Consider the following 21,103-nt stretch of genomic DNA (forward strand, 5'->3'; position numbering starts at 1 on the left):
CCCGGACGAGGATTCACGCAGGGTTCGCCAGAATCACCGTGGGTGATACCTATCGGCGAATGCCCTGTTCACGCAGGCAGTCGCCGAGCAGTACGTGGGTTCGGCTCACATGTGGGCATCCGACGGAGGAGAATGATCGACGTGCCTGCGGTATGTGTGATCGGAATCGGTTTGATCGGCGGATCGGTGTTGCGCGCGGCTGCGGCAGCGGGTTGGCAGGCATTCGGCGCGACCACCTCGCCGACGGACGCCGAGCTGGCGCGAGCCGACGGGGCCGATGTCTGCACCGATGTCGACACCGCGCTGCGCCGGGCGGCGGCCGAGGACGCACTCGTGGTGATCGCCGTTCCCTTGACCGCCCTGGACACCGTCCTGCGCCAGATCGCCAGGTACGCACCCGACTGCGGGCTGACCGACGTGATCAGCGTGAAGGAGCCGGTCGCCGCGCGGATCGCCGAGCGGTTGCCGGACGCCCGCTATGTCGGCGGGCATCCGATGGCGGGTAGCGCCACCTCCGGTTGGGCAGGCGGCTCGGTGGATCTCTTCCGGGGCGCACCCTGGGTACTGACCACCGAGGACGACACTGATCGGGCCCATTGGCTGCGCACCGCCAGGTTGGCGTTGGCCTGTGGCGCGGCCGTGGTGCCTGCCTCCGCGCGCGAACACGATGCCGCTGCCGCACGGATCTCCCACCTGCCCCATGTGCTCGCCGCCGTGCTGGCCTCGGTCGCCCAGGAGGGCGGCAGTCTCGCGTTGAGCCTGGCCGCCGGTTCCTTCACCGACGGGACCCGGGTCGCCGCGACCCGCCCGGAACTGGTGCAGGCCATGTGTGAGGGCAACCGAGACGCACTGTTGGCGGCCATGGACGACGCCCTCGGCCGTCTCGGCGTGGCCCGAGGCGCCCTGGCCACCACCGGGTCGTTGGCCGCCACCATCAACCACGGACACCAATCCCGGTTGCAGTGGGCACAGCAGCAGGCGCAGGCCACCGGCGAGTTCACCGTGCCGTTCCTCGAAGCCGATGCGCCGGAACGACTGCGGACCATCGGCGCGGCCGGTGGCCGCATCCATCGCATCAGCGGTGATGTGCTGGACGGCGTGTTGCCGCTGCCGCAGTGAGCGATGTCGAAGCCCCCGGAGACGGCACCGCCGAACCCGGTGGGCCCCGGCGACTGCGGCTGATCGCGATCCTCGTCGTCGGTCTCCTGGTGGTGGGCGGCGGCGTGTTCCTGCTGCGCGATCGGCTCGACACCGAACGCACCGCGTGGGCCGATCCCAACCCGCAGCAGGAGTTTCGGGCCGAGGAGGTCACGTACCACGCCGCGCAGGCACCGAGCAGCCCGGAAGGCCTGCGGGTCGATTCGTGGCGCCCGAACAGCCTCCGCGTTCGTTGGGACGCCGCACGGACCGAAGGCTCGGTCGCAGGCACCGCCTACGAGCTGTATTGGGCGGGTGACGGGCGCACCGAACGACTGGTGCTCGGCTCGAACGCGACCGAGTTGACCGGCCTCGCCGACGACGCCAGATATTCGGTGGAGCTGCGCTCGATCAACGCACTCGGCGAACGCTCCGAAGCGGTTCGAGCCACCGCGGTCCCCAGCCGATCCCGCGTCGATCACGTCGAGGACGACTGGTCGCTGATCGAGGATTTCGACGAGCCGGAACTGTCTTCGCAACGCTGGCAGCCACAAAGCAACCGATGCATACCGGAGTGGGTCGATGGCGGCTCGATCACCGCCGATCCGAGCTGTTGGTGGACCTCGATCCGCAGCCGGGCGCCACTCGTCCTCGATTCGGCCGACGCCCCGTCGCGGGGCCGGATTCTGCTGCTCGCCGAGACACCGGCCGCCGCTCCGATCGATCCGAGCGCGGAGGCCATCTCGGGCGGCCCCCGACGGTCCGACCCTCCGAGTGTCTCGCTCGACCTCACGCCACGGCCCGCCATCGCCGACGGCGCGCCGGTGCAGAGCACCGAGACGGGAACCGCCCCCGAGTTGCCGCCCGAGTCGATTCGGCTGGTGATCGACGCCGACGGCCCGACGTTGTTGGTGGGCCCGGGACTCCTCGACGATGGCGCTGCCGGCGAGTACGGGCCGGCCGAGATTCCGGCCACTGTCGGTATGCCGACCCAGTGGGAACTGCGAGTGGGTTCGACGCAGCTGACCGTCCTGCAGGACGACGTCCCCGTGATCCGCCTGCCTGCCGAGGTGTCCTGGCGGGAGGCCGACGTCACCCTGACCAGCGGCCGGACTCGGGATCCGCACCATCTGGGGGCACCGGCGACCGTCGACCTGATCGCCATCGACCGGCTCAACGCCGACGCCGCGACCGACGACTTCCCGTTCGTGTTGGCCGAGCAGGGCGTGCAGGTGTTGCCGCTGCCCGCTTCCTCGGCACTGCTACGCACTCCGGCCCGTGCCGAACTCGTCCTGAGCGGCTCGCCGGGGAGAGCGCCCGAGCTCGAACTGGCCGGGAAGCACATCGAGATGCAAACGGTGGAGCATCCGGCCGGCGGACAACGATTCTGGACCGTCGAGATAGCAGCCGAGCTCCTGTCGGAGCAGCATTCGGAGTTCTCCTTCCCGGAACCCGAGGACGGCGGCGCGACGGTGACAGCGGCCGCGCTGCGGCTGTGGTCCGATCCGGACGAACGGTTGGCACCGATCGGTCTGAGCACAGCGGAACCCCCGCCATCCAGGGTCACATTGCTGGACGAGTACAACGCGCAGAAGGTGCCTGTCGCGACCCTCGCCGTCAGCCATGACGGGCAGGAGATCCAACCGATCCATCCCTGGAGCGAATCCACCGAGGCGACGCCGATATCCCGGGGAGAGCTGGAGATCACCGCCACCTTCGCGGAGGGCCACGATCTGCGGGAACCCATGGACGGCTACGGCATGACCGGCTGGGAACTCCGTGCCGACGACGAGGTCCTGCTCCGGGTCACCGCGCATTCGGACGGACCGATGTCGGTAGGCGAGCACCGCCTCACGCTGGACACCTCCGAACTCCCACCCGGCGAGGTCGAGTTCGAGTTATGGACCTACGGCCTGGAACCAGGATCGGACGAGGAGACCGCCGGAACCTTCACCGTCGTATTCCTCGAATGATCCGGCGGCCTGCCGACCAGCACCGATAGATTCACCGGACCCGTCGAAACCCACGCTGCGGCGCGGTCTTCATCACTCACGGAACCCGTTCTTCGGGGACGATAGGGCGATGCGAAGCGCACTCATCCTGGACGCCGCCCGCACTCCCTTCGGCCGCTACCGAGGCGGCCTGTCCGGCGTTCGAGTGGACGACCTGGCAGCCCTGCCCATCGTCGAACTGTTGCGCAGACACGGTCCCGATGGCACCGAGCGGCTGGACCCGACCCGGATCGACGACATCGTCTACGGCAACACCAACGGCGCAGGCGAGGAGAACCGCAATGTCGCCAGGATGGCGGCGCTGCTGGCCGGGCTGCCGCCGACGATCCCCGGTGTCACCGTCAACCGCCTATGCGGCTCGGGCGGCGAATCGATCGTTGCGGCATCCCGCGCCATCGCGACCGGCGACGCGGACCTGATGCTGGCCGGCGGTGTGGAAGGCATGAGCCGTGCGCCGTTCGTGGTGCCACGGCCTGCACGCGCACTACCCGACCGACTCGAAACGGCGACCACGACCCTCGGTTGGCGGCTGGTCAATCCACGGATGCCCGCGGAATGGACGGTGCCGCTGGGCACCGCGGCCGAGCAGGTCGCCATCCGACAGGGCATCAGCCGCGAGGCGATGGACCACTTCGCACTGCTCTCGCACCGCCGGGCCGTGGCGGCCTGGGACGCCGGAGTGCACGACGGATTCGCTTTCGCGGTACGCACTCCGGACGACGAGACCGTGCGCCGCGACGAATCCGTGCGGGCCGACACCAACGAAGCACAGCTCGCCGGGCTCGGCTCGGTCTTCTCCGAGGACGGCCCGGTGACGGCCGGGAACTCGGCTCCGCTGAACGACGGCGCCGTGGCCGCGTTGATCGGCACCGAGGACACGGCGGATCGACTCGGATTGGCTCCCATCGGCCGCATCGTCAGCAGCACGGTGGCCGCGGTCTCTCCCGAGGAGTTCTCGCTGGCCCCGGTGCCTGCCGTGCGCAAACTGCTGGCGCGGTTGGGAATCGGCATCGAGGACGTCGCGCTCTGGGAGATCAACGAGGCGTTCGCCGCGATGGTGCTCTCGGTATTGGACGGACTGCCGGAGATCGATCCCTCGCTGGTCAACGTGCACGGCGGCGCGCTGGCCTACGGACATCCGCTCGGCGCGTCGATGTCCCGAGTGGTGGTGGACCTCTGCCGCCATCTCCGAGTGCGGGGCGGCGGGCTCGGAATCGCCACCGCCTGCGTCGGGGTCGGACAGGGCATCGCGATCGCGGTCGAGGCTTGAGGCGGTTGGCGAGCGCTAGATACGGCGGGCCAGGCCCGGGCAGTCCAGGGTGAACCCGTCGGCATCCATGACGAGTTCGACCGTGCTCTCGTTCGAGGTCAGCGCGACGATGCGGCCCTCGGGTTCGTCGCGCACCAGTTCGTATCGGCGTTGCACCGGCTCGACCGCCAGATCAGGCAGCCCCACGAAAGCCATCGGCACGTCCTGCGCCCCGCTCTCCGGCGTCAACCCCAGGCGATTGACCGGCAGGGTGGCGAAGAGCGCGGAACCCGCCAGGTCGACGTCGAGGGCGCCGTCCAACTCGGTGCGCTCGACACGCTGTTCGCCCCCGGTGAGGTTGTCGCCCCGGTCGACCAACCAGATTCCCTCGCGGGAGTGGCTGATGGACAGGTGTCGCTCTTCCTCGGCGGTGATGGAGTGCACCAGGAGCCTGCGCACGCCGCCCTGGTCGTCGAGGTGCAGCTCGTAGGAGACGGTGAGGGCCGGGGTGTCGTCGGTCGCGGCGGCGATGATCTGCCCCAGGGCGCGCAGCCGACCACCGCTGGTCAGCACACGGGCTGATTCCAGTCTTCCCCCGTCGACGCCGCGCCAGGTGAGCATGCGGGCGGGCGGGGTGACCTCGGCCTTCGACAAGCGGGCCCCCTGCTCACCGGGGGCCCGCTCCGTCGTGTCAAAAACGTTCACTCTCCACCTGGGATGTAGTCCTTGCCCTTGCCGACGACCTTGTCGACCTGCTCTTCATGGCCGCCCAGTCGCTCCTTGGCGGTGTCGCCGACCTTGTCAGCGCCTTCCCTCAGCTTGTCGCTGTGCTTCTCGCCGAAGTCCTGCGCCTTCTTCTTCATGTCGTCCAAACCCATTTACACCCCTCCTATTTCATCCCCGTTGCCGGGTAGTCACGGATGGAGTGGAGGGCTCTGGAGCCGGAGAGTACCCGAATCCCGCTCCCTCCACCTATACGGATGAACCCTCGTCAGGGCCGGGTTTGGCCAGGTTTCGTGCCGTCATCCGTCTATGTCGGGTACCCCGTTGCCCGACGCGCTATGCCGTCCGCTGACCAGAGCATTCGACGCCACTGCTCCGATAGCCCGATGCCGTTCGGCCGAGCGGCGCACTCGATCGGGGCGAACAAACACGGCGTGTCAGCAAGATGTCGAAAAGCACCGCGAACGGGTGAGGAGACAACGAAAAGGGGCCGTCCCTCCGGAAGGAGGAACGGCCCCGAATCAGCTGGGCGAATCAGCCTGGCAACCGGCAGGCGAACTCACCGGTTCGGCCTAATCAGTCAGCTCAGACGTCGCCGGTCTTCTTGCGACGCATCAGCAGCAGCGCACCCGCGCCGCCACCGACCAGGACCACGCCGATGATGATCGGCAGCAGGATCGAGGCACCGGTGTCGGCAAGGTCGTCGGTCTCGTTGACGTCGTCGACGTCGGTCTCCGTGGTGGGAGCCGCGGAGCTGGACGGGACCTCTTCGCTCGACCCAGGCGCAGACGGCTCCGTGGTGGGGGCCGGGGGCTCCTCGGTCGGAGCGGGCGGCTCCGTGGTCGGCTCGGCGCCTGCGACCCACTCCGCGGTGGCCTGGCTCTGCAGATCGGTCGGGGTGGACTCCGCGACGATCAGCGACTGCGTCTTCATCTCCTGACGCGAGGCCGTGTCGCGCACGCTGCCCCAGTCGGCGCTTTCGTCACCGATGAAGAGCCTGCCCGCGTCGACCGTGGCGTTGGCCTCGGCGGTGATGGTGGCGCCGCCCTCCTCGACCTCGGCCGGGACATCCAGGAAGAGCTCGCCGAGGTCAGCGGTCTCGACCTCGCCGTCGAGAATCGCGATCGGCTCGGCGTCGCCCGACTTGCTGACGAGCTGCACTCCCTCGGGAGCGTCCAGGCCCAGGGTCACCACGTCGGCGGTGGTCTCCAGGGAGAACGGCCCGACCAGGCTGCCTGCCTCGCCCTGCACCTCGGCGGGGCTGAACTGAAGGCTCGGGGTGGGCTGCTCGCCGATGCCGACGTTCTCTTCGCCGGTCAGGTAATCGAAGAGCGCGCGGACGTCGCCGTCGTTGTCACCGTCGAGCTCGGCACCGTTGCTGTAGTGCCAGATCGCGGCCTGCGTGCCGCCGATCGCTTCCTGCTGGTTGAGGTTGAGGCCGAGCTTCTCGTTGAGCTCGTCCACCGAGACCGTGGGGAACGAGTGCTGGAGGATCCACAGCACGTGCTCGCGGTTCTCGTCGAACGTGGCGTTGTCCCGCGTGGGGTACTGGTCCCACGGGACCTCCACCATCGGGGCGCCCGTGCGGGCGCTGACGGTGAGCTCCACGCAGTAGGTGCGAAGGATCGTGCCGTCGTCGAGGCCGAGGCTGAGCAGCCGCGTGATCTGATCGCCGCCATCCTCCAGGCTCACCCGAGTGCCACGGTCCGGGTCGGGATTGGGGGTGGGGAGAAGCTCACCGCGAGTGGCCGCGAAGGCAGGCAGCGCGGTGCTCGCCACAATGGCCGCAGCACCGAGGAGCGCCGCGCCGGTCTGCGCGATACGCATCCGGATTCCCATGTCTCTCCTTTCGCCTGGACCTGGGTCCAGAAACCGCCGACCGCCGGCGGATCGTCCTGCTCGTTGGACTGCGTCGATCCCTGCCACGCCACTACCCGGCGCCGATATGCACTCGGTGGGAGGAAACCGAGTACCCGGGCAGCTCGGGAGTGGGAGATGGATGGGTGACGGTCGCCGTCCATAATCGATGGACACGCGGACTTTACTTCCTCTTCGAATGCACCACAAAACCGGGGGAGCAAACCGAGGTCGAACCAACGAGTCGCCGCCGGCACGCGGTTACCGCCGCCTGAGCCACACCTCAAAAGGGGCCATCAACACAAGACCGAATACGGCAGCCATAAGATAACGAAACGATCACTGTCATCAACGCGGCGAAACATATCCGACCTTATCGACGATGCAATGCGAATGGGATGAACCCTCGCCGTCGGGAGGCTTGCGAGACGACGATGCGAACTCGGGACGATCACCCCGGCTCACGACCCCGGCCTGCACGGCAGAAAAGCCCCGGCCACCGCGCTGTGTCCTGGGACGCCAGTCGTCGCGGCTCCGCCAAGGTTACCGGTACCGCCCATATCGGCGGGGCGGAATCCGATACGTCGACTACGTCATCTCGACAACGCTGCGGCACGAGCACGCCGGTTGGACGAGATCCGATGAGACGAGATCGGCGTTGGTTATCCGGCGTCGAATAAAGCGACCCGACTCGACCAATCGGCGGAGTCAGGCGGTCCAAACGCAATGTGATCAAGCTAATGACAACTTACCCGGCGTGACATTTGTCCGTCGATCAGCGAAACCCGAGTAGCCCCGGTAGTGCCGGTACGCCTGCGGACTTCCGCATCGACATCGCAGCGCAATCAAGCCATCGAACCGCATCGAACCGGATGGGCCTGCCTGCGGGACTGATCATCGATGCAATGACAGGCGACCGCAGGAGTAACCGAGCGTTTACCCGACGCGTGGATCGACGAAATCGGCAGGCGACTCAACTAACCGTTGCGCCAACGGCCACACCGAGGAACCCGATAGTCGGCGGCACGAATCGTGTGACTCCGAACACGACGAGAGGCCCCTCGGCGACGTCCACCGCACTACGGTGGATTCGTTATGACCGTGATCACATTCCGGTGCGGCGCACAGTCGGATCTGAGAGCGGAAAGCGAGAAGCCCCCTCCCGTGAAGGAGGGGGCTTCATGCTGTCTCAACCAGACGCGCGCCCGTAGGGATTCGAACCCCAAACCTTCTGATCCGTAGTCAGATGCTCTATCCGTTGAGCTACGGGCGCATTTTCAGTTGTTGACGATCAGGTTCGATCGCCAGCGCGGAGGCTCCGGGATTTGAACCCGGGAGGGGGCTTAAACCCCCAACCGCATTAGCAGTGCGGCGCCATAGACCAGACTAGGCGAAGCCTCCCGGGACCTCGTTACCGTCTGGGCCATACAGTACACAAGGCGTTGGGCACGAGGCAAAGGGGTACCCCTTATGCGGATCCAGCTGGCCCATCCGCCGCACTCACCGTCGCTTCCAAAGCCGTGGCCTGCGACGATCCATCCTGCGCCCACCGGATGAACGGTTCGAGCGCCTCGGGATTGCTCAGCGCCGCCCGGCTCACCGCCCGCTCGACCGGTGTCCCGGCGAGGATCTTCTTCACCGGCACCTCGCACTTCTTGCCGTTGAGCGTCCGAGGCACCGAGCCGACGACCGCGAAGAGGTCCGGCACATGCCGGGGCGAGAGTTCCCTGCGCAGCCCGCCACAGAGCCGGTCGACGACCTCGTCCCGCACCGCGCCCTCGGCCAACACCAGGAAGCACAGCAGCCTGCCCACCGGCTCGCCTACGCCGCTGGTATCGATCACCAGGGAGTCCAGGACGTCGGAGTCCTGTTCGACCACGCGGTAGAACTCGGCCGTGCCCATCCGGACGCCGCCCCGGTTCAACGTCGAGTCGCTGCGCCCATAGATGACGCACGATCCCCGAGGGGTCCGACGGATCCAGTCGCCATGCCGCCACACCCCCGGGAAGTCCTCGAAGTAGGCCGAGGTCAGCCGGGAGCCGTCCGGGTCGTTCCAGAAGGCCACCGGCATCGAGGGCATCGGTTCGGTGAGCACCAACTCCCCTACCTCGTCGTACACCGGCTGCCCCGACTCGTCGTAGGCCTCGACCGAGGCCCCGAGCAGCGGGCCGGACAACTCCCCCGACCACACCGGCCGGTCCGGAGAGGCACCGAGGAACGCCGTGCACAGATCGGTGCCGCCCGACACGCTCGCGAGCTGCACACCGGGGCCGAATTCCTCGGCCACCCAGTCGAAGCCCTCGGCGGACAGCGGCGCTCCGGTCGAGCCGAGGACCCGCAAGCGGTGCAGGCCGAACTGTTCGACGGGATGCAGCGCCTTCTTCACACAGGACTGGAGATAGGCCGCCGAGGTGCCCAGATAGGTCACCCGGTGATCCTCGGCCAGCTCCCACAGCCGAGCCGGTTCCGGGTACGCCGGACTGCCGTCGTAGAGCACGATGGTCGACCCGACCAGCAGCCCGGACACCAGGTAGTTCCACATCATCCAGCCGGTGGTGGTGTACCAGAGGAACCGCTGGCCGGGCCCGAGATCGGAATGCAGGCCCAGGGCCTTGAGATGTTCGAGCAGGATGCCGCCGTGGCCGTGCACGATGCCCTTGGGTAGGCCGGTGGTCCCCGAGGAATACAGCACCCAGAGCGGGTGATCGAAGGCGACCGATTCGAAGTGCAGCCGGGAACCCCAGTGATGCTGCAAGGCGTCCAGCCAGGTAACCACGCGATGGGGCTGGTTCGGCAAGGTGGCCTGCGGATCGACTCGCTGGACGAGCACGGTGCCCCGCAGACTCGGGATCTCGGCCCGCAACCTGGCAATGGTCGGGCGGACGTCGACGAAGCGTCCGCCGTATTGGTAGCCGTCCACCGCGATCAACACCGTCGGCTCGATCTGCCGGAATCGGTCGACCACGGCCCGGACGCCGAAGTCCGGCGAGCAGGACGACCAGACCGCCCCCAGACTCGCGGCGGCCAGCAGGGCGACCACGGCGTGCGCGGAGTTGGGCAGCAGTCCCACGACCCGATCGCCCTTCCCGACGCCCAGATCGACCAGGTAGGCCCGGATGGCGGCCACGTGGATGCGGAGCTCACCGAAGGTGTACCGCTCGATGCGGCCGTCCTCCCTGGTGTCCACGATCGCCAGGTCCTGGTTCTGTTTGCCCGGCCCGCGACGAAGCGCGTGCTCGGCGTAATTCACCGTCGCACCGGGAAACCAGCGAGTGCCGGGCATCGTCGCCGTGGGCAGCGCACCCCGAGGCAACTCCTCGTCCGGCGCGCGATGGAAACGCACCTCGAAGAACCGGGCAACCGAACTCCAGAAGCCTGCCAGATCGGTCACCGACCATCGATGAAGTGCGTCCGGGTCCTCCGGTATCGATCGGCCCTCGCCGATCGTCGACCATTCCCGTTCCAGCCATTGCCGGTAGCGGGTCATCGTGGTCGGCAGGGCAGGCCGTGGATCCGGCTGCCACAGCATCCTTGGTACAGCCTCGTCGCCAGCCATATTCAACCGTCCTAGCCGATGTTCCGCCGATCTGCCAAGATCCGTTTGAGTCAAGATCCGTTCGAGGTCTCCCGATACCCCCAGGCGGCGGAATCACTCACCGTAGGTGCGCGTCGAACCAGTTCAAGGTGCGCTGCCAAGCCTCGGCAGCCGCCTCCTGATCGTTATCGAAGCGATGGTCGGCATCCTCGAATCGGACCACGTCGACGGCGATCTGCGCCCCGGCGGCGGATTCACGGAGTTTCTCCACCTGTTCCACGGAGATCTCGGCGTCTTGATCGCCGTAGATACCCAACCACGGAGAACTCAATTCCGAGGCGATGTCGGCCAGCGGCGCCAATCCGGGCGCGGCGGGCTCGACGATGCCGCCCGCGCTCACCGTCACCACGGCACCGACCGAGCGGGTCGCGGCGACCGTGAACGCGGCCACGCCGCCGAATCCGAAGCCGAGCAGTCCGATCTGGTCCGCCTGTACGCCCTGGTCGGTCAGCCAGACCGATACGGCGTCGACGTCGACCAGCAGATCGGCGGCCGTGGTCGGGACGGTTCCTGCCGCAGCCGGTTCGGCGTCCGGTTCGTCGATGTCGGGCGGACCGCCCGCCGCCAGCGGCAGATGCGGCGCGACGGTCAGCCAACCCTCGGTCGCCAACACGCCGACGAGCTTGCGCAACGACTCCCCAGCCCCGGACGAATCGTGCAACAGCACCAAACCGCCGCGCGGCGGGTCTTCGGGCTCCGCAACGGTGACTCGAATGTCACTGCCGTCGGTCAGCGCGATGGTCTCGGTCCGCGTCTGCGTCATGACGTCAGCCAATCACGCGGGGGTGAACATTCGTCAACGTGACCAAACGAACGAAGCCACGCTGACAAGGTGCGATTCACCGGGTCGACGACTCGGAGTCACGGATTCGACCACACTCCGTGTAAGTCTGCCGACCGCACGAGCGGAAGCTGTCGGCGGAGAAGTCGACCGGCTCGGACGCAGGCGGCCGATGCACGGTCAACCGGGCTATACCGTGACACGAAAGAGCTAACCTCGTCTCGATAGCCGATCGGGCCATCGAGCGCGTCGGGCAGCGTGGGCCCTGGCCACGCTCGGGAGAGAAGCGAGGAGTCCGCCATGACCGTGCGCATTCGCGCCGATTTGGAGCAGCTTCCCGGCTATGTGCCCGGTCGCAGTCTGCCCGGAGCGGTGAAACTGGCCAGCAACGAGGTTCCGTTCGGACCGCTGCCCAGCGTCGTCGAGGCGATCACGGCGGTCGCCACCGAGATCAATCGTTATCCGGACAACTCCGCGAGCGCCCTCATCGCCGAGCTGTCCGGCTTCCTGGACGTCCCCGCCCAGCAGCTCGCCGTCGGCTGCGGCTCGGTGAGTCTCTGCCAACAGCTCGTGCAGGCCACCTGCACCTCCGCCGACGAGGTGCTCTTCGCCTGGCGCTCCTTCGAGGCCTACCCGGTCCTCACCCACGTCGTCGGCGCCCGCCAGGTCCGGGTGCCGCTCACCGGGGAACACGGGCTCGACCTGCGGGCGATGGCCGATGCCATCACCCCGGCAACCCGCCTGATCTTCGTGTGCAACCCGAACAACCCGACCGGTAGCGCCGTCCGGCGGGCGGAGCTGGAGGAGTTCCTCGATCGCGTCCCCGCTGACACGCTGGTGGTGCTCGATGAGGCGTATCGGGAGTTCATCACCGATCCCGACGTCCCCGACGGCGTCCGGCTGGCCGAGGAGCAGTTCGCCAAGGGCAGGCACAACATCGCCGTGCTGCGGACCTTCTCCAAGGCCTACGGGCTGGCCGGGCTACGGGTCGGCTACTGCTACGCCACCGGCGCCATCGCGGAGGCCCTGCGCAAGGTCTACGTGCCCTTCAGCGTCAACTCGCTCGCCCAGACTGCGGCCATCGCCTCGCTCCGGGCCCACGACCAGCTGATGGCCCGCTGCGCCGAGGTGGCCGCCGAACGGGATCGGGTGCACGGCGCCCTCATCGAGGCGGGCTACGCGGTGCCCGAGACCCAGGCGAACTTCGTGTGGCTTCCGCTGGGCGAGCGCACCGAGGCCTTCAACGAGCACTGCCTGACGCACAAGATCGTCACTCGGCCATTCGTCTCCGACGGGGTGCGGGTGACGATCGGCACACCAGAGGAGAACGACACCTTCCTCGCGGCCGCCCGGTCCTTCACCGGCTGAAAATCGGGTTTCCCGCGATCGTGCCTGGGCACACGGCGATCGCGGGCCGAGCGTCGGCCCATCGGCGGGTCGTCGACCCTCTCCGGCCGCCTATAGCGGTTACGGTGGGAGTACGCGACCCAGAGGCAGAACAGTATTTCTGTCGAAAGGAGCCGATGATGCTCACCGTCACGGACACCGCAGCGGAGACCATTCGCACCCTGCTCGCCGACCACGGAGCGCCGGAGGACGGCGGTCTGCGGATCACGGCAAGTAGGGAGACCGAGACCGAGACCGCACTCGAACTGGCGCTTGTCGCGACGGGCGAGGAAGGCGACCAGGCCGTTTCCGCACAGGCGGGCACCAAGGTGTATCTCGATCGACAGGCTGCCGACATCCTTGAGGACAAGCTGCTCGACGCGCACAAGGACGTGGACGGCCAACTGAACTTCGCACTTCGCGAGCAGTCGGAGTAGCGCCGATACATCGGTGTCCGGGATGGCGGGTGGAGACGTGGTGACACGTCTGCACCCGCCAGTTCTCGTTCTTGGTTCCCCGGGGCGTCTTAACGCAGGAATTCGACCTGCGGGTATTCCGGCGACGGACCGGTGAGCAGCGGTTGTTCGATACCGCGAAGCTCCTGGTCGAACAACGCTCGGCTGTAGCGCTGCTGGGCGGCGAAGGAAGCAGCCGGTTCGATGGTGCCGACCTCCAGGGTGAAACTGTCCGAAGGCAGCTCGAGGATGTCCACCAGCTGCGGATAGAACGTCTGGAAGTCGCTGAAGGAGTTGTGGCTGCCTTCGGCCAAACCGAGCTGCCAGGTGTCGCCGCGTAACTGCGGCCACCCCGCATCCCAGGAGTCGTTCCACGTGGGAACCTCGTACGTCGACTGCCGGAACAGCAGAAACGGCTCGTCGAAACCCTCTTCGATCACCGAGCCGAAGAAGGGGCCGTCGAGACTGACCGCCGCATCGAAACGGGGGTCCTGCTGCAATGCCACCGCAGCGGCCGAACCACCCAACGAGTGTCCGAGGATCCCCAACTCCGCAAGGTTCAACGCGCGACCGAGACCTTCGGGAAGTTCCCGGTCGGCTGCATCCGGGTTGCCGCCCTCGGCGATCTCGGTCAAGGCGTCGACGACGAATCCGAGGTCATCGGCATGTACCTCGGCCTGGTGGCCGAAGTCGTCACCCAGCTCGGTGCTCAACACCACCCGGCCATCGGGAAACTCCACCTGCCCCGCGTTGTAGGTGTGATCGACGGTGACCACGACGTAGCCGTGGCTGGCGAGATCTTGAACCAACGAGGTGCCCATCGACCGGGATAGTCCGGATCCCGGCGAATAGAGCACCACGGGATGCCCAGTCGGGGGCGATACCGCAGGCGCTCCCAGCACGCCCGCCGTCTCGGGGAGCCGCAGGTTCTCCACGGGGAGTCCGCTGCCCTCGGCGAAGTCGGCTATCAACGCCTCGCCTGCGTTCGGCGGGATCCACGGGGCCCGAACCGCCTCCGGATCCGGCGCATCGGTCGGATACCAGATGCTGACCATGAGCTCGCGGTCTCCCGCCGAGGGAACCCACGGGTCGGGCCGCGAGGAGTCGATGAGATGCAGCTCGACGGTGCCTACCTGGGCGGGGCCGGTAGGGGCGGGCAGGGTCAGAGTGATCGGGTCGTTCACCGGAGACCTGGACTCGGCCATCGCGGTACCCGTCGGCAGCACGGTGGTCCCCACCACGCCGATCCCGAGCAATGCCGTGCTCGCGAGCATTGCGTGGAACCGACGCACCATTGGTCGCCGTGATTGCTTGATCTTCATGACTGCCAAGTCAATATCGATGACAGGAGCCGGGCCATCCGGATGATCCCCGACCCTGGGGTCCGGGTGCCCCCAGCTTGCAGTGTGGGTTCTCGATCGCGGTTCGCTTGGTCAGCCGCCACGCCCACCGAGTTCGCACCGCGCAGTGCAGCGCACCGACCACGCCGCTGACCAGCCAATTGTGCATCAATAGAACACATGTTCGAAGTTATCCCCAGGCTTGTCCCCAGCTGTGGAGAACCCCCGACGGTGCCCACACCCCGACTCGGCCACTTGGTCGAATCGGCGCACGCCGGGCTCGACGGCAGCGGTTCAATGCACCGTCGAGGGCATCCCGACATCCACTCTCGGATAGGCTCGTCCTGAGCCGGGTAGCGTGTCCGAGCGGCCGAAGGAACGCGTCTTGAAAACGCGCGAGGTCTAAAAAGCCTCCGTGGGTTCGAATCCCACCGCTACCGCCCAGGACAACGACAGCGCCCCGCACTCGGGTCTGAGAGCGGGGCGCTTGTTCTGTCTTCGTGGCGACACCGTCGAGGCACGCTCGACGAGGCCCGACGCGAGTTCGTCATCGCCTGCGGGCCACAGGCGGCACGATCGAGGACCAATCTGGCTTTCGACAGCCGCATTCAGCCGCGATCCCCGCCCAACCGTTGCGTCACCCTGGCGAATACCCGGCCCAGAATTGCCTGTTCCTCGACGTCGAGCAGATCGATCAGCAGCCTGCGAACCCCGTCCGCGTGGGTGGGCGCGGCACGCTCCAGCACCTCGGCCCCCCGCTCGGTCAGTACCGCGAACACGCCGCGACCGTCGCTGGGGCACTCGATCCGCTGCACCAGCCCCGCATGCTGCAAGCGCGAGATCTGGTGCGAGACGCGGCTCTTGGACGAGGCGACCTCGGCGGCGAGTTCACTCATCCGCATTCGGCTGTCCGCCCGTTCGGCGAGCCGCACGAGGATCTCGTAATCGGCGAGCGCCAAGTCGTGCGCATCCTGTAGCTCTCGATGCAGGTGGTATTCCAGCAGAGAGCTGCCGACGACATAGTTCCGCCAAGCCCGCATCTCATCGTCGTCGAGCCAGTTGGGTTCGACCCGCGTTCCAGCAGTCACGACACCAGGCTATTGCTTTTCGGCCCACTCCCGACGATCTTGATCGCCACACAGTGACCGTTTGATTACCGTCCGCACATGAATCACATCATGTCGAGGGTATGGGGCCCAACGAATGGAGCAGCAGCACCACGGTCATTCCCGCTGGCCATCGAGGTCGAACAAGCGTCAACCACCCCGGCGGGCCGCGAAGCGGAAAGCGCGCGTCCCGCGCCCGGTCCTTTGCAGTCCGAACCATGCCGGACCAGCGCGCTCAACCGATTCGGCAGCGCATCGGGGCCGGATATCCCGTTGGTTGGGCCAACCGGCCCAACCAACGGGAGCGGGCACCCACCGTGATCAACTTCCACGCCCGGCGGGTGCTCGAGATCGCCCCGAAAGGTTCACTCTCCCGGCGTAAGGATTTCGTCGGCTAACCCGCCGTTCAGCGGCGCTTGCCGAACACGTCGACCCACACCAGGTGATGATCCGAAGCCGAATTGAGCCTGCTCAGCGCCGACTCCGGAATGGGCCAGAACACCCCGCTGCCCACCGGGATCAACTGTCGCGATGGCAGGACGTAGTCGACGCGGAGGTTGCCGGGGCTCTCGTCGTTGAAGTCCGCAGTGTCGAACCACGACAGACCTCGGTGCTCCCGATTGGCACCACCTTGATCCCAGGCCGCGCGGATCGCCCCGAGGCTGCCCGGCCAGGGATCGATCAGGGTTGGCGTGTTCAGCAACCGGGCGATGGCGCCCGGCTCGCCGTCGCCGTCCATCGGGTCGGCGTTCTGATCGCCCGCGATCACGAAGGCCGCGCCGTCGGCGAGACCGCCCCGGCCGCCCTGATCGTCGTAGGCGTAATCCCCTCGACCGGGCGTGACGTAGTCGGCCCAGAAGCGGATCTCGTCATGGTTGCGCAGCCGGTTGCGCCCCTCGGGGCCGTCGAAGGCGGGCGGAGTCGGATGCGACACCAGGAAGTGCACCGGCTCGGACCCGATCCGAATCGGCAGGTCCCAGTGGGATTTCGAGGACAGCGGCAGCAGATCGAGCGCCTCCGGCGAGTACCAGTCGGCGGGCTCGGGCGTGTCGACGTCGTCGGGCAGCAACGCGCCGGGCATGTCCTGCCAGCGGAAGTTCTGGAAGGTACGCACGCCGTCGAGGTCGATGGGATGCCGGGAGAGGACCACCATGCCGTACTGGCCGGGGAACTCGCCGAAGCCCAGCGCGTCGTCCGGCCCGCCCACCTCGCCGTCTCGGTTGAGATCCAGGCCGCTGGGCACGCCGGTGTTGACCGGTGCGATGAAGGAGTACGGGTACTCGATCGGCCGGGCGCCCTGCTGGCTCACCGACAGGTAGTTCTGCTGGAAGGCCGTGACAGCGGCACCGCCCTCGACGTGGTCGAACTCGTTGAGCAGCACCACATCCGGCCGGTTGCGTTGCAGGACCTCGGCGATCTGCGCGGCCTGCGGGTCGTCCGGCGTGCTCAGGTCGGCGAGCAGGCCGCCCTCGGTCTGTCGGTTCAACGAGGCGTTGAACGTCGCGAATCGTGTCGCACCGGGCAGTGCGGCGCGGGCCGCTCCATCGGCACCCATGGTGCTGATGTCCGGTCCGTCGGCAGGCGCCGTCGATGCCGTCGCGCCCGCCGGAACGCCTCCGATGCTGATGGCCACAGCACCGAGTATCGCCGCAACACCGATACCGGCGCGGTTGCTTCGAATACCCACCGACACTCCCCAGTCGTTCGAGCCGCCCCGGGATCGCTCGATCTCGGGGTTTGGTCGGCACGACCCTGGCACAGGGACGCAACCCGGGAAAGGCATCCGGGTGAACGCGTGATGTCGGCGGCAGGCGCCGCCAGGTGGGTCCCGCGCCGCCTGCCGGAGCCGGTTGGGGCGCGGGACCAACTGACTCAGCGGGTGGCGTCCTCGCCCTGGTGGGCTAGGGCGGCGGTGTCGGCCCGCAGGCCTGCGCGCATCGCGGCGCGGTCCTCCCGGGGCGGCACGCCGTTGACCGCCTCGGTGGTCTCGCCGTAGGCCGTGGTCACGTAGGCGACCGCCTTGGCGTTGCGTTCCAGGGCGACCCGATCGACGTTGCCCAGGTCATCGGCGGGCAGGTGGTAGCTGGCGTCGTAGGGCTCACCCGCGACCCCGCCCCACTTGTCGGCCTGCTCCTGGGTCTTCACTCCCTCGGCGCCGGTGAACAGACCACCCGAGGGAATTCCGACGGCGATGAACTCGGCATAGTCCGAACGACCGCTGAAGTCGGAACCCTCGGTCTCCAGGCCACCGTCGGCGAAGTAGTCGACGAAGGCCTGCTCGATCTGCGCCGAGCCGTAGGGGCCGGGCGCCGAGAGGCCTTCCGAACCGTCGCCGTCCAACACGAAGTAACCCGCGTTCGGCGAGCCGATCATGTCGAAGTTCAGGTAGAGGGCGATGTCGAGCTGCTGCTCGAAGTCCAGCGACCTGACGTACTGCGTCGAGCCGTGCAGGCCGAGCTCCTCGGCACCCCACCAGGCGAAGCGCACCGCGTTGTCGATGTCGGGTGCGCCGCCGAGCTGCAACGCGGTCTCCAACAGACCCGCCGATCCGGTGCCGTTGTCGTTGATCCCGGCGTACACCGAGTCCAGGTGCGCCCCGGCGACCACGACGTTGTCGGTCCGGCCGGTCCGCGTCTGCGCGATCACGTTGCGGCTGGAGTGCTCCTCGATGCCCGCGATCAACTCGAAGTCGACCTCGGCGCCATCCTGCGAGGTCAGGGCGTCGCCCGCCTCCTGGGTCACGCCACCGGTCGGAATTCGCGCCGCCGACGGGTCGCCCAGCGTCCCGTTCACCGAGCCCGCCTCGTTGTTGGCGATCAGCACCGCCGCCGCGCCCGCCTCGGATGCCAACCGCGCCTTCAATGCGAAGTCGCATTCGCCCCGGCGGATCAGCACGACGTCGCCATCGACCTCGACCCCGGCGAAGTCCTCCGGCGTGCAGCCCAGCTCCGAACCCGCGGGCAGTACCGCCAGCGGCGCGGCCAGCCCACCCTCCGAGGTGCTCGGGCTGTAGGTCAACGCCTCGACCTCGATGGTCTCCCCCGCCACGGCCAACCGTTCCGTCTGGGCGACGAACAGCTCGTAGCTGAACTCCGGGGTGCTCACGTCGTAACCGGCGGCGCGCAGTCTGCCGACCACGTAGTCGATGCTGGCGTCATAGCCGGGGTCCCCGGCCGCCCGCGTCCCGCCGTGGGACTCGGCGATGCGCTGCAGCGCGATCAGGTGTCGGTTGACGCCGGTCAGATCGACGGCGTTGGCGACGTCCTGCGGGAGTGAGCCCACCGCGAGGGTGCCTGCCTGGTCGGATTCGTCGGCCACGGCGGGAGATACCACCATGCCGAGTCCGAGACAGGCGGCGAGAAGGGCGGCGGCGGGTCTGACGCCGCCTCTGGTGAACGACATGGGCGAATCCCCCTCAGTGTGCGACCAGCGCTGGTCTCTCCATCGAGTGCTGGTGGTGACGAACGGCGGTGGCGGCGCGGTGTCATGCCGGTGCGAGCACGGGCTCCGTTGCTACACACTGGGGACAGGATCGACCACCGATGGTCACCTTCGCCTGTTCCGCCGACGGCGTCAAGACTTCCACCAGCGGTGCACGGTTACCCGGAAACCTCCCGCAACCTGGGAATCTCCCACCATCGCGCAGCGCGGACCCGGCCGGGCTCGCAGGCTTTCGCGCGCGTGGACCACTGTGCTGACAACGTCGACGCGGGCTAGCGTTGGGGAATGCGCGCGATCATCGTCCGTGAACCCGGCGGCCCGGAAGCACTGGAATGGGTCGAGCAACCAGCGCCCCGACCCGCCCCCGGCGAGGTGGTGATCGACGTGGTGGCCAGCGCGGTCAACCGCGCGGATCTCATTCAGCGACAGGGCTTCTACGACCCGCCACCCGGTGCCACGCCCGTCCTCGGCCTGGAGTGCTCCGGTGTGATCAGCGCACTCGGGGAGAACGTCACCGACTGGCACATCGGCGACGAGGTCTGCGCGCTACTCGCGGGCGGCGGCTATGCCGAGCAGGTGGCCGTCCCGGCCGAGCAGGTCCTACCGGTGCCCGCAGGCGTCGACCTGGTCACCTCGGCAGCGCTGCCGGAGGTCGCGTGCACGGTGTGGTCCAACGTGGTCGGCGCGGCCCGGCTGACCGCCGACGAGGTGCTGCTGGTGCATGGCGGCGGCAGTGGCATCGGCACGTTCGCCATCCAGCTGGGCAAGGCGCTGGGTGCCACGGTCGCGGTGACGGCGGGGTCGGCCGATCGGCTTGCGCGCTGCCGTGAGCTCGGTGCCGACATCACGGTCGATTACCGCTTGGAGGACTTCGTCGCCGAGGTCCGCACGGCGACCGAGGGCCGTGGTGCCGATGTCATCTTGGACAACATGGGTGCCAAGTACCTGAGCCGCAACGTCGAGGTACTCGCCGAGGACGGCCGTCTCATGATCATCGGCATGCAGGGCGGCCGGACCGCGGAGCTGAACATCGGCGCGCTGCTTCCCAAGCGCGCCAGCATCAGCGCGATCGGACTACGCGGCAGGCCCATCGCCGGGCCGAGCGGCAAGGCGGTCATCGTCGCCGAGGTGATCGAGAAGCTGTGGCCGATGATCGAGGACGGGCGTATCCGACCGGTGGTACACGACCGGATCCCGCTGGCCGAGGCGGCAAGGGCACACGAACAACTCGAGGTGGGCGGGGTGTTCGGCAAGCTGCTGCTGGTCCGGTGAGCAGCGGCGCTGCTTCAGATCCGCACGGTCGCCGTGGCCAGTCTGGCCGTCTCGTCGTGGTGAAAACGCAGGCCGAACTCCCGGGCCCATCTGTCGAGGACGGCCTGCTCACTCACCCGGTCCGCATCGGCGACCAACACCGTCGCCCCCGGCGACAGGGCGCCTCGAAAGACCGGCATCGCCGGATACCGCGACAGGTCCGGCCGCTGTTGTCGACTCGCACTGGGCGGGCCATCCACCAATAAGAGGTCCACCAGGCCGTTGCGCTCCACGAAGTTCGTCACCATCTCGAAGACCACCGACGGCTCGTACCAGTGCAGTCCGCTCAACGCGGCCGGGTGCGCGGCCAACGGGGCATGCACCACCCGCGCCACCTCCGAGAGCCGCTCCCGACGGAGTTGGCTGGTGGCGAACGCCGCGGCCCGCTCGTCGTGTTCCAGGGCGAGAAGCCTGCCGAATCCGCGCCTGCTCAACAATCGGGCCAGCAACACCGAGGAAGCGCCGCTCCCGCACTGCACGATGACACTGCGATCCCCGATCAGGACCTCGTCCAGGAATGCGACGATCCCGCTGGGGCTCAATGATTCGGGCGGAAAAGGAAGGTAATCGCTCAACAACGGGGCGAGGCGTTGCCAGGCGGCGAGATCGGCGACGGCATGTTGCAACGAGCCGTCCACCCAGCACCATCCCGTCCTCGCGCACCCCGCTCCCAGCGGTCGGCGTCGTCGAATCCGACCCTGCCATTCAAG

General features: G+C 67.8%; 16 protein-coding genes and 3 tRNA genes. 7 read left to right on the plus strand and 12 right to left on the minus strand.

Features of this window, described 5'->3' with window-relative positions:
- Positions 1-132 precede the first annotated feature (132 nt).
- From BKA25_RS26380 to BKA25_RS26390, 3 genes are all read left to right on the plus strand, one after another.
- The gene (locus tag BKA25_RS26380; RefSeq protein ID WP_069845815.1) at positions 133-1,119 is read left to right on the plus strand and encodes a prephenate dehydrogenase; all 987 of its coding nucleotides are present in this window, start codon (positions 133-135) and stop codon (positions 1,117-1,119) included.
- Positions 1,116-3,110: a fibronectin type III domain-containing protein gene (locus BKA25_RS26385; RefSeq protein WP_069845813.1), complete on the plus strand. Its 1,995-nt coding sequence runs from the start codon at positions 1,116-1,118 to the stop codon at positions 3,108-3,110. The genes BKA25_RS26380 and BKA25_RS26385 overlap by 4 nt, the downstream gene beginning before the upstream one ends.
- A 109-nt stretch (positions 3,111-3,219) precedes the next feature.
- Positions 3,220-4,419 carry a thiolase family protein gene (locus tag BKA25_RS26390; RefSeq protein WP_069845811.1) on the plus strand — a complete coding sequence of 400 codons (1,200 nt, stop codon included), beginning with the start codon at positions 3,220-3,222 and terminating at the stop codon, positions 4,417-4,419.
- 15 nt (positions 4,420-4,434) lie between these two features.
- On the opposite strand, the gene BKA25_RS26395 is transcribed toward BKA25_RS26390, so the two are convergent.
- The 7 genes from BKA25_RS26395 to BKA25_RS26425 all read right to left on the minus strand — a co-directional run bounded on the left by BKA25_RS26395 (position 4,435) and on the right by BKA25_RS26425 (position 11,336).
- Positions 4,435-5,103 carry a putative glycolipid-binding domain-containing protein gene (locus tag BKA25_RS26395; protein WP_157420880.1) on the minus strand — a complete coding sequence of 223 codons (669 nt, stop codon included), beginning with the start codon at positions 5,101-5,103 and terminating at the stop codon, positions 4,435-4,437.
- Positions 5,100-5,276 carry an antitoxin gene (locus BKA25_RS26400; protein ID WP_084642353.1) on the minus strand — a complete coding sequence of 59 codons (177 nt, stop codon included), beginning with the start codon at positions 5,274-5,276 and terminating at the stop codon, positions 5,100-5,102. The genes BKA25_RS26395 and BKA25_RS26400 overlap by 4 nt, the downstream gene beginning before the upstream one ends.
- Positions 5,277-5,706: 430 nt before the next feature.
- A complete protein-coding gene (locus BKA25_RS26405) occupies positions 5,707-6,960 on the minus strand; it encodes a thioester domain-containing protein (RefSeq protein ID WP_069845807.1) in 1,254 nt (417 codons plus the stop codon).
- A 1,218-nt stretch (positions 6,961-8,178) separates the two neighbouring features.
- Positions 8,179-8,251 (minus strand) — tRNA-Arg (locus BKA25_RS26410).
- A 37-nt stretch (positions 8,252-8,288) separates the two neighbouring features.
- Positions 8,289-8,379: transfer RNA gene (locus tag BKA25_RS26415), tRNA-Ser, on the minus strand.
- A gap of 67 nt (positions 8,380-8,446) precedes the next feature.
- On the minus strand, positions 8,447-10,507 hold the full coding sequence (locus tag BKA25_RS26420) for an acetoacetate--CoA ligase (RefSeq protein ID WP_069845805.1): 2,061 nt from the start codon (positions 10,505-10,507) through the stop codon (positions 8,447-8,449).
- Positions 10,508-10,631: 124 nt separating this feature from the next.
- Positions 10,632-11,336, minus strand: coding sequence for a dienelactone hydrolase family protein (locus BKA25_RS26425; RefSeq protein ID WP_069845803.1), 705 nt, complete (start codon positions 11,334-11,336; stop codon positions 10,632-10,634).
- A 318-nt stretch (positions 11,337-11,654) separates the two neighbouring features.
- Between BKA25_RS26425 and hisC the strand changes: the two genes are divergently transcribed.
- Together hisC and BKA25_RS26435 are read left to right on the plus strand one after the other, a co-directional pair.
- Positions 11,655-12,722: a histidinol-phosphate transaminase gene (gene hisC / locus BKA25_RS26430; RefSeq protein WP_069845801.1), complete on the plus strand. Its 1,068-nt coding sequence runs from the start codon at positions 11,655-11,657 to the stop codon at positions 12,720-12,722.
- A 158-nt stretch (positions 12,723-12,880) separates the two neighbouring features.
- The gene (locus BKA25_RS26435) at positions 12,881-13,177 is read left to right on the plus strand and encodes a hypothetical protein (protein WP_069853139.1); all 297 of its coding nucleotides are present in this window, start codon (positions 12,881-12,883) and stop codon (positions 13,175-13,177) included.
- An 89-nt stretch (positions 13,178-13,266) separates the two neighbouring features.
- On the opposite strand, the gene BKA25_RS26440 is transcribed toward BKA25_RS26435, so the two are convergent.
- A complete protein-coding gene (locus BKA25_RS26440) occupies positions 13,267-14,517 on the minus strand; it encodes an alpha/beta hydrolase family protein (protein WP_084642350.1) in 1,251 nt (416 codons plus the stop codon).
- A 370-nt stretch (positions 14,518-14,887) separates the two neighbouring features.
- Between BKA25_RS26440 and BKA25_RS26445 the strand changes: the two genes are divergently transcribed.
- A tRNA-Ser gene (locus tag BKA25_RS26445) sits at positions 14,888-14,975 on the plus strand.
- A 168-nt stretch (positions 14,976-15,143) separates the two neighbouring features.
- On the opposite strand, the gene BKA25_RS26450 is transcribed toward BKA25_RS26445, so the two are convergent.
- The 3 genes from BKA25_RS26450 to BKA25_RS26460 form a co-directional block, all read right to left on the minus strand.
- Entirely contained in the window at positions 15,144-15,623 is a 480-nt protein-coding gene (locus BKA25_RS26450) for a MarR family winged helix-turn-helix transcriptional regulator (protein WP_375791869.1), read from the minus strand.
- 424 nt (positions 15,624-16,047) lie between these two features.
- The gene (locus BKA25_RS26455; protein ID WP_069853136.1) at positions 16,048-17,196 is read right to left on the minus strand and encodes an endonuclease/exonuclease/phosphatase family protein; all 1,149 of its coding nucleotides are present in this window, start codon (positions 17,194-17,196) and stop codon (positions 16,048-16,050) included.
- Positions 17,197-17,513: 317 nt separating this feature from the next.
- Positions 17,514-19,043, minus strand: a complete 1,530-nt coding sequence (locus tag BKA25_RS26460; protein WP_069845797.1) for a M28 family peptidase — start codon at positions 19,041-19,043, stop codon at positions 17,514-17,516.
- 324 nt (positions 19,044-19,367) lie between these two features.
- Between BKA25_RS26460 and BKA25_RS26465 the strand changes: the two genes are divergently transcribed.
- Positions 19,368-20,354: an NAD(P)H-quinone oxidoreductase gene (locus BKA25_RS26465; protein WP_069845795.1), complete on the plus strand. Its 987-nt coding sequence runs from the start codon at positions 19,368-19,370 to the stop codon at positions 20,352-20,354.
- A 14-nt stretch (positions 20,355-20,368) separates the two neighbouring features.
- Here BKA25_RS26465 and BKA25_RS26470 read toward each other — a convergent pair whose 3' ends face one another.
- Positions 20,369-21,031: a class I SAM-dependent methyltransferase gene (locus BKA25_RS26470; RefSeq protein WP_069845793.1), complete on the minus strand. Its 663-nt coding sequence runs from the start codon at positions 21,029-21,031 to the stop codon at positions 20,369-20,371.
- Positions 21,032-21,103 lie beyond the last annotated feature (72 nt).

The organism is Actinoalloteichus hymeniacidonis, assembly GCF_014203365.1.
GTDB lineage: Bacteria > Actinomycetota > Actinomycetes > Mycobacteriales > Pseudonocardiaceae > Actinoalloteichus_A > Actinoalloteichus_A hymeniacidonis.